This window comes from Kribbella italica, from assembly GCF_014205135.1.
GTDB classification, from domain to species: Bacteria; Actinomycetota; Actinomycetes; order Propionibacteriales; family Kribbellaceae; genus Kribbella; species Kribbella italica.
The window spans coordinates 2,262,631-2,274,680 of sequence record NZ_JACHMY010000001.1; the positions used below are offsets into that span (position 1 = coordinate 2,262,631).

Here is a 12,050-nt window from a genome sequence, read left to right on the forward strand (position 1 = left end):
GAAGATCTCCAGTCACTTGAGGCCGGTGGTGGCGACGCCCTCGATCAGCAGCTTCTGCGCCCCCAGGAAGAAGCCGACGATCGGAGCCAGGGCGAGCGTGGACATCGCGAACAGCGAGCCGTACGCCGATTCGCCGGTGACGTCCAGGAACGAGTTGAGGCCGAGCGAGACCGTCCACTGCTCGGGCCGGTTCAGGTAGAGCAGCGGGCCGAGAAAGTCGTTCCAGCTCGCGATGAACGTGAACAGCGCGGTGGTGCCGAGCGCCGGCAGGGCCAGCGGCATGATGATCCGGCTGAAGGTGCGCCAGTGCCCGCAGCCGTCGATCCGGGCCGCGTCGTCCAGCTCGCGCGGCAGGGTGCGGATGAACTGGACCATCAGAAAGACGAAGAACGCCTCGACGCCGAGCCACTTCGGGACGACCAGCGGCAGGTAGGTGTTCATCCAGGCCAGCTCGTTGAACAAGATGTACTGCGGCACCAGCGTGACGTGGTACGGCAGCAGCATCGTGGCCAGCAGCACCCCGAACAGGATCCGCTTGAACGGGAACTCCAGCCGCGCGAACGCGTACGCCGTCAGCGAGCAGGAGACCAGGTTGCCGACGATCGACAGCGCGGTGATCGCGATCGAGTTCAGGAAGTAGCGGGAGAAGTTCAGCTGGCCCGCGCTCCAGCCGTGCTTGTAGTTGTCCAGCGTGTAGTTCTTCGAGAACAGCCCGAGGCTGTTCATCACCTCGGCCGACGGCCGGAACGACGCCGCGACCATCCACACGACCGGGTACAGCATCACGATCAGTACGCCGATCAGCAGCGCGTGCCGCAGCAGACCGATCACCAGCGGGTTCCGCGTCGCGCGCCGGCCGAAGAACGGGCGGGCGCCGACCGACACGGTCGTCATCGCTCGTCCCCGTAGTACACCCAGCGCTTGGCGGTCAGGAACAGGAACCCGGTGAACAGCCCGAGGACGACGACCAGCGCCCACGCCATCGCCGACGCGTAGCCCATCTTCAGCTCGGCGAATCCCTGCTGGTACAGGTACAACGTGTAGAACAGCGTCGAGTCGGCCGGCCCACCGGATCCGCGGCTGACCACGAACGCCCCCGTGAACGCCTGGAACGCGTGGATCGTGTCGAGCAGCAGGTTGAAGAAGATCAGCGGCGTCATCAGCGGCAGCGTGACGCTGAAGAACCGGCGGATCGGCCCGGCGCCGTCGACCGCGGCCGCCTCGTGCAGCTCGGCCGGGACCTGCCGCAGCCCGGCCAGGAAGATGATCATCGTCGCGCCGAACGCCCAGAGGTTCAGCGTCACGATCGTCCACAACGCCGTACCGGGGCTGCCGACCCAGCTGCCGTGGGTGATGCCGAACAGCGCGAGCACCTGGTTCACCAGCCCGGTGCTGCCGAAGATCTGCCGCCAGAGCACCGCGATCGCGACGCTCGCGCCCATCAGCGACGGCAGGTAGAACAGCGCGCGGTAGCCGGAGAGGAACTTGATCCCTTTGTTCAGCAGCAGCGCCAGGATCATCGAGACGACCAGCAGCAGCGGGACCGACACCCCGACGTACAGGAGCGTCACCTTGACCGACGACAGGTACCGCGGGTCGGCGGTGAACATCCGGCGGAAGTTGTCGAGCCCGATCCACCGCGGCGCGCTGAGCAGGTCGTAGCTGGTGAAGGCGAGGTACGCCGAATAGAGCATCGGCCCGATCGTCAGCAGCACGATGCCCAGCAGCCACGGGCTCAGGAACAGGTACGCCGTCAGCCCCTCGCGTCCGGTCCGCGTGTTCTTCATGAGTCGCTCTTCCGGGCGTGCGCTTCCACCTGGTCGGCCAGCTGCTGCGCGAGCAGGCCCGCCAACGGCACCTGCACATCGGATTCCCGGGCGGCCGCGACGACGTCCCACAGGTCCTTGCTCCACGGCCGGTTCCGCACGGGAGTACCGGCGTCGTCGTAGGCCTTGGCGACCCGGTCGAAGAAGCCCCAGTTCCGGGTGATCCACGAATCGCCGGTGCTCGTGGACACCGCGTCGAGCACGGTTTGCTCCGGTACGCCGTACGCGCCGGCCAGCTCGAGCGCTTCCTGCACACCGGCCAGCGCGGCGAACATCATCAACTGGTTCGCCAGTTTCACCGCCGCCCCGGCACCCGAGGGCCCCACATGCAGCACGGTCTCGGCCACAGAATCGAGCACCGGCCGGGCCTGTTCGAGCACCTCGCCCCTGCCTCCGGCCATCACCGTCAGAGAACCGGTGAGCGCCCGCTCCGCTCCCCCGCTGACCGGTACGTCGAGCAGCCCGATCTCGCGCACCTCCGCCTGCAGCGCCAGCCGGCGGGCAGTCGCCGGAAGGATCGTGCTGTGGACGAGGACGACTGATCCGGCCGCCAGGAGCGGGACCAGCTCGTCGAGGATCTCGGCGACCGCGTCGTCGTCCGGCACCGCCAGCGCGACCGCCGCACAGCCGGCCAGCTCGGCCGGCCCGGCAACCACCTCAGCAGCTCCTGCCGTGCCGACTCCCTCGGCCGCCTGAGCAGCCGCTGCCGCGCCCGCTCTCTCGGCCAGCTCTTCGGCGCGCCGCGGATCCTCGTCGTGCAGCTTCAGCGACCAGCCGTCGCGGAGCAGGGACTCGGCCATCGGCCGACCCAGATTGCCCAGCCCGACGAAGCCGATGCTCGTCCTGCGGTTGATGTCTTGGGCCACGAACGCGCCTCCAGTCCGTCCCGCCACCGTCTATGAACTATTGTCTACAATAGATAGTCGACGCCCACAAGATCTCAGGGAAGAATGACCGCCATGACAGAGCACCAGCTGCAGTCGCCCAGCCTCGTGCAGCTCGCGGCCAACGCGATCCGCCGGATGATCCTGGCCGGGGAGCTGGCCGAGGGCGAGCGGTTGATCGAGGAGCGGCTCACCGAGCAGCTCGGGATCAGCCGCCCTCCCCTGCGCGAGGCGCTGCGCGTGCTCGAGCAGGAAGGACTGATCGTCACCCGGCCGCGGCGCGGCTCGACGGTGGCCACGCTCACCGATCAGGACGTCTTCGAGATCCTCACCCTGCGCTCGGCGCTGGAGCGGCTGGCGGTCGAGCTAGGTGTGCCGGTGCAGAAGACCGAGCGGCTCAAGGTCGCTCAGGACGCCCTGCTCGAGATGGAACGCTGCGCCTCCGCCGAGGATCGCGGCAGCCTGGTCCAGGCCGGCTACAAGTTCCACTCGTCGCTGGTCGCACTCGCCGGTCACCGCCGGCTCGAAGAGGCCTACGCGTCGGTGCAGCAGCAGTTGCTGCTCTGCATGGCCCGCAACCTCTACGCCCGCGAGCACTTCTACGAGGACTTGCACGAGCACGTCGCCCGGCACCGCACGCTGCTCGACCTGGTCGAGGCCGGCGACCCGGCCGCCGTCCTGGCCGAGCTCGCGGTGCACGGGGAGCGCTCGTTCAGCGAGATTCAGAGCAACGTCGGCAGCCGCGAGGCCAGCAGTTCGTAGTCGCGCAGGCTGTTGTAGGCGTGCGCGGACAGCCGGACGAAGATCCGCTCGTCGAACCCGGTGAGCGTGATCTCGGCCTTCAGCTCCCGCGACACCCGGATCTTGAACGCCTCCCCCGCGTCCGGCGACCGGGTCGCGTCGAACGGGATCTCGACCAGCCGCATCGTCGCGGCGGGGTGCGCGACGTCGGGCAGGTCGGTGCCGACCGCTTTGGCCAGGAGCTGCGCGCCGTTCTCTACCAGCGTGGTCAGTTGCGGACGGCGGGCCGGCCAGTCGAGGTCGGCGAGCACGCGCAGCGACTCCGCGGCCGCGATCCAGGTCGCGTAGTCGTAGGTGCCCTGCATGTCGAAACGTTCCGGCAGGCGTTCGTCGTACTCGGACCAGGACACGATCAGCGGGAGGGTCGCCTCCCGCCACTTCTCGGCGACGACCAGACCGGCGGTGCCTCGCGGCGCGGCCGGCCACTTGTGGAAGTTCCCGGTCCAGAAGTCGGCGCCGTCCTGCGCCGGTGAGTCCAGCAGGGCCGGCGCGTGGGCGCCGTCGACGATCAGCGGGATGCCGCCGCAGGCCTCGGCCAGCCGTCTGATCGGGAACACCATCGCCGTACCCGAGCTGATCTGGTCGACGATCAACGCCGCCGTCCGCTCGTCGAGCGCGGCGCTGATCGCCGCGACCACCGTGTCGTCGTCGGCCTCCAGCGGAATCTCGACGACGACCACCTCGGCCTGCCGTGCGCGCGCGATCCGCTCGGCGGCGTACCGGACGGCGCCGTAGATGTGGTCGGTGAGCACGATCCGGCTGCCGGGCCGGATCGGGATCGCGGCGAGCGCGGCGGTCACGCCGGCGCTCGCGTTCGGCAGCAGGGCGAAGCCGGCCGGGTCGGTGCCGAGGAACCGGGCCAGTTCCAGGCGGCTCGTGGTCAACCGGTCGGCGACGGACCGGAACCAGAGCATGGGATTGGCCTCGGTCTCGGTCCGCAGCCTGGCCAGCAGCTCCTGGGTGCGGCGCGGAACAGCGCCGTACGAGCCGTGGTTCAGGTGCAGGACGTCGGGGTCGAGGGACCACAGGTCGGGGCGGGGGCTGAGATCCTTCACCGTCACCACGGTACATAATCTGGCCTGTGTACCCCTACCTCGACCACGAGGGGCCGATCGCGATGGCCCACCGCGGCGGCGCGTTGCACCCGGACAACCTCGGCTACGAGAACTCCCTGCGCGCCTTCGCGCACGCGGTGAAACTCGGGTACCGCTACCTCGAGACCGACCTGCACGCGACCAGGGACGGCGTCGTCGTCGCCTTCCACGACCACCGGCTCGACCGGGTCACCGACCGGACCGGCGTGATCGCCGAGCTGCCCTGGTCGGAGGTCGGCCAGGCGCGGATCAACGGGCACGAGCCGATCCCGCTGCTCACCGACGTGCTGGAGGAGTTCCCGGACGTCCGGCTCAACCTGGACATCAAGGCCGACAACGGCGTCGGGCCGGCGGCCGCCGTACTGCGGGAGACCGGCGCGATCGACCGGGTCTGCGTGTCGTCGTTCTCCCAGGCGCGGGTGCAGCGGATCCGGCGGGAGCTCGGGCCACGGCTGGCGACCGGCTTCGGGCAAAACGAGATCGCCCGGCTGCGGTTCGCGCCGTTCCGGCTGTCGTCGCCGGGCGCGTGCCTGCAGATCCCCGAGGTGTACGGGCGCCTGCGCGTCCTCACTCCCGGACTGCTTCGCCGGGCGCATGCCCTGGGCAAGCAGGTGCACGTCTGGACGATCGACGACCCGGCCGCGATGCACCGGCTGCTCGACGCGGGCGTCGACGGCCTCATCACCGACCGGACCGACCTGCTGCGCGACGTACTGATCGAGCGTGGGCAGTGGCCGTGATCAGGTCCTGAAGTGTTACCGATCGGCCCTCCGAACGACTCCTTGACCTGAGACACTCCTGCGCATGGGACTTCTGTCGGCCCCGGCGGCCGTCGACAAACGTGAGTACTGGGGCTTCAGCCTCTACGACTGGGCGAACTCCGGCTACGTGACGACCACCGGCACGGTGCTGTTCGCGCCGTACCTGACCTCGGTCGCCGAGCAGGCGGCCTGCGGCCGGGTCGGGACCACGGAGGACCCGTGCCGCACCAACCTGGAGATCCTCGGCCTCGGCGTCTCGCCGGGGTCGCTGGCCTTCTACGTCGTCACGGTCGCGACGCTGGTCTCGGCGCTGTTCCTGCCGATCGTCGGCGCGATCGCCGACCGGTCGCCGCGCAAGAAGCTGCTGATGTGCGGGTTCGCGTGGGCCGGCGCGATCGCGGCGAGTTCGATGGTCTTCGTGACCGACGGGCGGTGGGCCCTCGGCGCGTTGCTGCTGTTCATCGGGAACCTGTGCCTGGGCTCGTCGATGGTGGTCTACGACTCGATCCTGATCGACATCGCGCCACCGGACGACCGCGACGACGTGTCCTCGCGCGCCTGGGCGTTCGGCTACCTCGGCGGGTTCATCCTGCTGTCGATCAACCTCGGCGTGGTGACCGCGCACGACGCGCTCGGGATGAGTCAGGGCACCGCCGTCCGGCTGAGTCTGCTCAGCGCGGGGTTGTGGTGGGGGCTGTTCACGTTCGTCCCGTTCGTCAAGCTGCGCAACCGGCCGCCGACCGGCGTCGTCCAGGTGCGCAGCGGGTCGATGGTCCGGCAGAGCTTCGGCCAGCTCGGCGCGACCTTGAAACACCTTCGCACGTACCCGATGACGCTGCTGTTCCTGGTCGCGTACCTGTTCTTCAACGACGGGATCCAGACCGTCATCGCGGTCTCCTCGACGTACGGCGAGAAGCAGCTCGGGTTCGAGACCCAGGTGCTGATCATGACCATCCTGCTGGTCCAGTTCGTCGCGTTCTTCGGCGCGATCGGCTTCGGCCGGTTCGCCCGCCGGTACGGGTCGCACCGCACGATCATGGGCGGGCTGGTCGTGTGGATGGTGATCGTGATCGCCGGCTTCACGCTGCCGGAGAAGCAGATCGTGCCGTTCCTGGCGATGGGCGTCGCGATCGGCCTCGTGCTCGGCGGCACGCAGGCGCTCTCGCGGTCGGCGTTCAGCCAGCTGATCCCGAAGGGCCGCGAGGCCGAGTACTTCAGCCTGTACCAGGCCGGAGAGCGCGGCACCTCGTGGCTCGGCACCCTCGTCTTCGGCCTGGTCCACCAGATCACCGGTTCCTACCGGCCGGCGATCGTCGCGCTCGGGCTGTTCTTCCTGATCGGCCTGGTCCTGCTCTCGCGTGTGGACATGCGCCGAGGCATCAGGGAAGCCGGCAACGCCCAGCCCACGCTGGTCTAGCGCGGCGAGGCCGTCGGGTTCGGGGTCCGTCCGAACCCGGCGATCCCGCCCTGCCGGACGGTGCGGGCGGTGAGCGTCCCGTCAGCCGTTTCTCCGCTGACGACCACTTGCTCGCCCGCCTTCAGGTCCGTCGCCGACCCCTTGCTGCTGATCTCGTACGCCGTGTCGCCGGTCAGCTTCACGGTGACGTCGCCGTTCTGGGTCTTCACGACGAGCTTGCCGTCGGCCGCGGAGACGACCGTGCCGACCGCCGCGTTCGCGGCACCGGGGCCCGGGCCGCCACCCTGTCCCCCGCCTTGGCCGCGGAAGCCGCCGTAGCCGCCGGCCCCTCGGCCGGCCTGGGGCGCCGGGCTGTCGGAGGCGAAGGCCGCGTGCAGCCCCGCACCACCGGCCAGGCCAATGGCCAGTACGACGACGCCGCTCAGGACGGCTGTTGCCACCGGCAACTTGAACGTCTTCTGCGGCCTCAGCGCCGCCTCGACCTCCTGGTCGGACCCGATCTGGGCGAAGTCGTCGGGAGTCTGGTTGCTCATGGACGAACCTTTCTCATTCGTGCCGCAAGGCATCGATGGGACGGAGACCGGCCGCGCGGTGCGCCGGCATGCTGCCGAAGAAGAGCCCGACGGCCGCGGACACGCCGAACGCGAGCGCGATCGACGACGGCACCAGCACCGGCTGGACGCCGGCCAGCTCGAAACGGCTGACCACCAGCGCCGCCGCCACGCCGACCGCGCCGCCGATCAGGCTGAGCAGCGTCGCCTCGATCAGGAACTGGCCGAGGACCGCCCGCCGCCGCGCGCCGAGCGCCTTGCGGATCCCGATCTCCCGGGTCCGCTCGGTGACCGTGACGAGCATGATGTTGGTGACGCCGATCCCGCCCACGACCAGGCTGATCGCCGCCACCGTCGCGAGCAGCGCGGTGAACGTCGCCGCGGTGTCCTGGCTGGTCTGCAGGATCTGCGCCGAGTTCGTGATCCGGAACGGAGACGTCTGCGTCGCCGGCACCTGGTGCCTTGCCGCGAGCAACTGCGTCACCTCGGCCTGCGCGACGTCGACCCGGTCCTTGCTCGCCGCCTGGACGACGATCTGGTTCAGGGCGCCGTACCCGGCCTGGGTCGAGCGCAAGGTGCTGATCGGTACGACGACCGCCGCGTTCGGGTCGGCGAACCCGGTGCTGTCCTTGCTCGCCAGCACTCCGAGGACGACGAAGTCGACCGCGCCGAGCTTGACGGTCTGGCCGACCGCGGCCGCCGGGCGGGTGAACAGTTCGCTCGCCGCGGTCTGGCCGAGCAGGATCACGCGGGCCGAGGAGTCCACGTCCTGCTGGGTGAACGCGCGGCCGGTCCCGACCGGAGTGTTGGTCGCCGGCAGGTACTCGGGCGTCGTACCGATCACCTGGTTGACGGTGTAGCTGGTGTCGCCGTTGGTCGCCGTACCGGTGCTGGTCATCACCGGAGCGACGGCAGCGATGTCGGGCGCGAGGCGGTCGTCGGCGAGCGCCTCGGCGTCGTCCGTCGTCAGCGCGTACTGCTGCGCGGACGGACCGGCCTGGCCGCGCGCGAACCCGCCGCCTCCACCGGACGAGGACACGGTCAGCAGATTGGTGCCCATGGCCTCCAACTGGTCCTGCACGGCCCGGCCCGAGCCGTTGCCGACCGCAACGAGCACGATGACGGCACCGACCCCGATCGAGACGCCGAGCACGGTCAGCAGCGAGCGCAGCTTGTTGGCGCCGAGACCGCGCAGCGCGGCCCCGAACAGGTCGCGGGGTGACATCAGCGGGTCACCTCGTCGGCGACGATCCGGCCGTCGGAGACCTGGACCAGCCGTCGGGCCCGCTGGGCCACCTCGTCCTCGTGGGTGATCACGACGACCGTCCGGCCCTCGGCGTTGAGCGCGTCGAACAGGCCGAGCACCTCGTCGGTCGAGTGCGCGTCCAGGTTGCCGGTCGGTTCGTCGGCGAGCAGGATCCGCGGGCCGGTCGCGAGGGCACGGGCGATCGCGACGCGTTGCTGCTGACCGCCCGAGAGTTGGTTCGGGCGATGGTCCTCACGGTCGGCGAGCCCGACCAGCTCGAGTGCCCGGCGCGCTCGTGCGCGGCGCTCCGCGCGGCGCAGCTCGGCGTACGTGAGCGGCAGCTCGACGTTCGCCAACGCACTCGTGCGCGGGATCAGGTTGAACGACTGGAAGACGAAACCGATCTTGCGCCCGCGGACCAGGGCCTGCTGGTCCTCGGACAGCCGCGCGACGTTCGTGCCGTCCAGCCAGTACTCGCCGCGGCTCGGGACGTCGAGGCAGCCGAGGATGTTCATCAACGTCGACTTGCCGGAGCCGGACGAGCCCATCACCGCGACGTAGTCGCCGGCGTGGACCCGCAGCGACACCCCGCGCAGCGCGTGCACGGCGGTCTCGCCCGCGCCGTACGTCTTCGAGACCTCCCGGATCTCGATCAGGGCGTCAGCGGCCACGGTTCGCTCCTCCGCCCTGCCCGCCTTGACCGAAGCCACCAGGAAGCTGACCACCCTGACCGGCCGGGAACTGCCCGGTCCGCCCCTGTCCGGCGCCGGTCGCCCCGACCGCGCCCTGCAGCAGCTCGACCTGCTCGCCCTCGTCCAGGCCCGACTTGATCTCGGTGAAGCTCCCGCCCTGTACGCCGACCTGCACTTCGCGGCTCGTTCCGTCGGCGAGCGTCACGGTGTGCGTCGTACCGGACGTGACGACCGCCGTACTCGGCACGTAGAGGGCGTTCGCCGCCTTCGCGGTCTGGACGGCGACGTTCGCCGTCTGCCCGATCCGCGCGCCGGCCGGGAGCTTGGCGAGGCTGAACGTCGCCGAGTACGAGACGACGCCGTTGGTGGTCGTCGGCGTCGGCGAGACCGACACCAGCGTCGCCGTCAACGTGGTCCCCGGGTCGGCGTTGAGCGTGACGGTCGCCGACTGCTTCGCCTTGATCTTGATCGCGTCCGCCTCCGGGAACGCGGCGACCACCTGCAGGGCCTTCAGGTCGGCGAGATCGACGAACCCTGAGGTAGAGGTCGAGGTCGTGGCGCCTGAAGCCGTACCCGAGCCCGAGCCGCCACCGGCAGAACCGGAGCTCCCGCTCGACCCCGACCCGGCGACCGAACCGACACTCCCGTTCACGGCGGTGATCGTGCTGGCGATCGGCGCCCGCAGCGTCGTCGCGGCGACCGCCGCCTGCGCGGCCTCCAGGTTCTGGTCGGCCTGCTCCTTGTCGGCCTTCGCCCGAGCCAGGCTCGCCTTCGCGTTGGTCACGGCGATGGCCGGGTCCTGGCTCTGCCCGGCGCTCGAGGTCTGTCCCTGGCCGGCGCCTGCCGTCTCCCCCGTGCTCGGGCTAGTGGTCGGCGTCGCTGACGCCTCCTCCGCGTCCTCGGCCGCCTGTTCGGCGTCGTCGAGCGACTCCGAGGCCGCGTCGACGGAGTTGTCCGCGGCGATCTGGTTCTGCTCGGCGATGCGGACCTGCCGCTCGGCCGGCGCCGGGTCGATCCTGGCCAGCGCCGCGTTCTTGGCGACCACCTGGCCGACCTTCACGTACACCGCCGTCACCGTTCCCGACGTCGCGAACTGCGGTGACGCCGACTGGGAACTCTGCAGGGTGCCGCTCGAGCTGACGCTCGCGACCACCTCGCCGCGGGCGACGGCGACGCTCGGGCGCGTCGTACCGGCCGCCTCCGACTCGTCCCGGAAGAACAGCAGGTAGGCGGCGACGGCAACGACCAGCACCACCGCGATCAGGGCCACGTTGAGCAGGCTGAGGCCACGGAGTTTGTGGCGTGGGAGAACCATGGATCGTGACGCTAGAGAGACTTGCTGAGGAATGGATCCTGGCTTGCTGGCAACTGGCTGTGAATGCGGCTGCTCGTTTCAGAGTGTGGTATGGGACACACAGTCAACTGTGAACACACGATGACACCGGGTCACGACGGGCTCGTCAGGTGCGTACCTTGGCCTCGGGCATGCCAAAATGGGAATGATCCGCACCGGCCGACCGTTGGTACGGATGACGAAATCTCGGAGGTTTGACATGTCTAATCGCGTTCTGCGTGGTTCGGGGCTGGGTGGGGTCAGCTTCGAGGACGACCGTGGTGTGGAGTTCGCGCCGCGCCAGATGATCACTTACGACTGCCCGCGCGGTCACGTGGTCGAGGTGACGATGGCGCACGACGCCGAGGTCCCCGCGATCTGGGAGTGCCCTCACTGCGGCAGCGAAGCCGCCCGTTCGACCGGTGAGAAGCCGGAGCCGAAGCAGGAGAAGCCCGCTCGTACGCACTGGGATATGCTGCGTGAGCGCCGGAGCATCTCCGAGCTCGAGGAGCTGCTCGCCGAGCGCGTCCAGCTGCTCCGCAACGGCGAGATCGGCCCGGCGCACCTGCACCGGGCCCGCACCACGGGCAAGCGCACCGCCTGACCCACAGCACGCTCGAACGGGCCGTTCCGCAGTGTCGCGGAACGGCCCGTTCGCTGTGTCCGGAGCCCTCGCAGCGCCCGCCCGGCCGGCTCAGCGCGTGTCGCGGGCCGTGACGTCGGTCACTAGGGCGTGTCTCCTAATTCCCGCCGTAGCGAGCAGGTGCTCGGTGCGGTAGCTCAGCGTGCTGGAGTGAAGGCCTCGATGTTTTTCCATCGTGGTCTTTGCTCCAGTGCGCTGAGGTGCCGTGCCGAGTGCCGCGCAGTAGGCGGGAATCAGGAGACACGCCCTTGGTCCTGTGGACGGTCCGGGTCGACGACCTCGCCCTGGACGACGTCGTCGTCGTTGCGCTGCCGCTGTCCCTCGGCCTGGTCGGCGGTGGGTGGGCGGTAGGTGCCGGGCATGAAGCCGGTGATCGGGTTGCCGCCGAGCTGGGAGACGATGCGGCGGCCGAGGAAGCCCGACAGCACCCGGCGCGCGAGCGGGCGGGTGAACGGCAGCACGAAGAAGAAGCCGAAGATGTCCGTGACGAACCCCGGCGTCAGCAGCAGCGTGCCGCCGACCAGCAGCAGCGCCGCGTCGGCCAACTCCTTGCCGGGCATCCGGCCGGTGTCCAGCGCCGTCTTCAGCGCGGCGGACGCCCGCCGGCCCTCGCGCTTGATCAGCCACGCGCCGAGCGCGCTCTCCACCAGCAGCAGCCCGACCGTGGGCCAGCCGCCGATCACCTGGCCGACCTGGATGATCACGTAGATCTCCACGATCGGGACCACCAGCAACGCCGCCGCGACGAACCAGGGCAGGCCTCGGGTCTTGCGCGTGGGTCTACCGGACACGTTGCTCATCG

Annotated in this window: 13 protein-coding genes; 4 read left to right on the forward strand and 9 right to left on the reverse strand. The window is 69.9% G+C overall.

Going from position 1 to position 12,050, the window contains the following annotated elements; translation table 11 throughout:
- Positions 1–12: 12 nt before the first annotated feature.
- From HDA39_RS10610 to HDA39_RS43660, 3 genes are read right to left on the reverse strand one after another with little or no spacing between them, the layout of a single operon-like run.
- Positions 13–894 carry a carbohydrate ABC transporter permease gene (locus HDA39_RS10610; RefSeq protein ID WP_184795056.1) on the reverse strand — a complete coding sequence of 294 codons (882 nt, stop codon included), beginning with the start codon at positions 892–894 and terminating at the stop codon, positions 13–15.
- The gene (locus HDA39_RS10615) at positions 891–1,787 is read right to left on the reverse strand and encodes a carbohydrate ABC transporter permease (RefSeq protein WP_202892935.1); all 897 of its coding nucleotides are present in this window, start codon (positions 1,785–1,787) and stop codon (positions 891–893) included. Before HDA39_RS10615 ends, HDA39_RS10610 begins: the two co-directional genes overlap by 4 nt.
- A complete protein-coding gene (locus tag HDA39_RS43660; protein ID WP_184795057.1) occupies positions 1,784–2,692 on the reverse strand; it encodes an NAD(P)-binding domain-containing protein in 909 nt (302 codons plus the stop codon). Before HDA39_RS43660 ends, HDA39_RS10615 begins: the two co-directional genes overlap by 4 nt.
- A gap of 93 nt (positions 2,693–2,785) precedes the next feature.
- Between HDA39_RS43660 and HDA39_RS10625 the strand changes: the two genes are divergently transcribed.
- Complete coding sequence (locus tag HDA39_RS10625) at positions 2,786–3,472, forward strand: GntR family transcriptional regulator (protein ID WP_184795058.1); 687 nt, start codon at positions 2,786–2,788, stop codon at positions 3,470–3,472.
- Here the strand turns inward: HDA39_RS10625 and HDA39_RS10630 are convergent.
- A complete protein-coding gene (locus HDA39_RS10630) occupies positions 3,433–4,566 on the reverse strand; it encodes an aminotransferase class V-fold PLP-dependent enzyme (RefSeq protein WP_184795059.1) in 1,134 nt (377 codons plus the stop codon). The two genes, HDA39_RS10625 and HDA39_RS10630, sit on opposite strands and share 40 nt — an antisense overlap.
- A gap of 26 nt (positions 4,567–4,592) precedes the next feature.
- On the opposite strand from HDA39_RS10630, the gene HDA39_RS10635 reads away from it, so the two are divergent.
- Positions 4,593–5,345 (forward strand): glycerophosphodiester phosphodiesterase, encoded by a 753-nt coding sequence (locus HDA39_RS10635; protein ID WP_184795060.1) that lies wholly within the window; start codon positions 4,593–4,595, stop codon positions 5,343–5,345.
- Between the two features lie 64 nt (positions 5,346–5,409).
- Positions 5,410–6,783: an MFS transporter gene (locus HDA39_RS10640; protein ID WP_184795061.1), complete on the forward strand. Its 1,374-nt coding sequence runs from the start codon at positions 5,410–5,412 to the stop codon at positions 6,781–6,783.
- Here HDA39_RS10640 and HDA39_RS10645 read toward each other — a convergent pair.
- The 4 genes from HDA39_RS10645 to HDA39_RS10660 are packed head-to-tail and all read right to left on the reverse strand — an operon-like array spanning position 6,780 to position 10,587.
- Positions 6,780–7,316, reverse strand: a complete 537-nt coding sequence (locus tag HDA39_RS10645) for a DUF5666 domain-containing protein (RefSeq protein ID WP_184795062.1) — start codon at positions 7,314–7,316, stop codon at positions 6,780–6,782. The genes HDA39_RS10640 and HDA39_RS10645 overlap by 4 nt on opposite strands.
- Before the next feature lie 13 nt (positions 7,317–7,329).
- Positions 7,330–8,559 carry an ABC transporter permease gene (locus tag HDA39_RS10650; RefSeq protein WP_184795063.1) on the reverse strand — a complete coding sequence of 410 codons (1,230 nt, stop codon included), beginning with the start codon at positions 8,557–8,559 and terminating at the stop codon, positions 7,330–7,332.
- On the reverse strand, positions 8,559–9,251 hold the full coding sequence (locus HDA39_RS10655; RefSeq protein ID WP_337925701.1) for an ABC transporter ATP-binding protein: 693 nt from the start codon (positions 9,249–9,251) through the stop codon (positions 8,559–8,561). The genes HDA39_RS10650 and HDA39_RS10655 overlap by 1 nt, the downstream gene beginning before the upstream one ends.
- Complete coding sequence (locus tag HDA39_RS10660) at positions 9,241–10,587, reverse strand: efflux RND transporter periplasmic adaptor subunit (protein ID WP_184795064.1); 1,347 nt, start codon at positions 10,585–10,587, stop codon at positions 9,241–9,243. Before HDA39_RS10660 ends, HDA39_RS10655 begins: the two co-directional genes overlap by 11 nt.
- Before the next feature lie 238 nt (positions 10,588–10,825).
- Between HDA39_RS10660 and HDA39_RS10665 the strand changes: the two genes are divergently transcribed.
- Complete coding sequence (locus tag HDA39_RS10665; protein WP_184795065.1) at positions 10,826–11,209, forward strand: RNA polymerase-binding protein RbpA; 384 nt, start codon at positions 10,826–10,828, stop codon at positions 11,207–11,209.
- A 272-nt stretch (positions 11,210–11,481) separates the two neighbouring features.
- Here HDA39_RS10665 and HDA39_RS10670 read toward each other — a convergent pair whose 3' ends face one another.
- On the reverse strand, positions 11,482–12,048 hold the full coding sequence (locus tag HDA39_RS10670) for an FxsA family protein (RefSeq protein ID WP_184795066.1): 567 nt from the start codon (positions 12,046–12,048) through the stop codon (positions 11,482–11,484).
- Positions 12,049–12,050 lie beyond the last annotated feature (2 nt).

Excerpts from the sequence above, each read along its gene's own strand:
- HDA39_RS10610 (WP_184795056.1), bottom strand. The coding sequence starts at position 894 with ATGACGACCGTGTCGGTCGGCGCCCGCCCGTTCTTCGGCCGGCGCGCG.
- HDA39_RS10645 (WP_184795062.1), bottom strand. The coding sequence starts at position 7,316 with ATGAGCAACCAGACTCCCGACGACTTCGCCCAGATCGGGTCCGACCAG.
- HDA39_RS10640 (WP_184795061.1), top strand. The coding sequence starts at position 5,410 with ATGGGACTTCTGTCGGCCCCGGCGGCCGTCGACAAACGTGAGTACTGG.
- HDA39_RS10660 (WP_184795064.1), bottom strand. The coding sequence starts at position 10,587 with ATGGTTCTCCCACGCCACAAACTCCGTGGCCTCAGCCTGCTCAACGTG.
- HDA39_RS10665 (WP_184795065.1), top strand. The coding sequence starts at position 10,826 with ATGTCTAATCGCGTTCTGCGTGGTTCGGGGCTGGGTGGGGTCAGCTTC.
- HDA39_RS10615 (WP_202892935.1), bottom strand. The coding sequence starts at position 1,787 with ATGAAGAACACGCGGACCGGACGCGAGGGGCTGACGGCGTACCTGTTC.
- HDA39_RS10625 (WP_184795058.1), top strand. The coding sequence starts at position 2,786 with ATGACAGAGCACCAGCTGCAGTCGCCCAGCCTCGTGCAGCTCGCGGCC.
- HDA39_RS10650 (WP_184795063.1), bottom strand. The coding sequence starts at position 8,559 with ATGTCACCCCGCGACCTGTTCGGGGCCGCGCTGCGCGGTCTCGGCGCC.
- HDA39_RS10670 (WP_184795066.1), bottom strand. The coding sequence starts at position 12,048 with ATGAGCAACGTGTCCGGTAGACCCACGCGCAAGACCCGAGGCCTGCCC.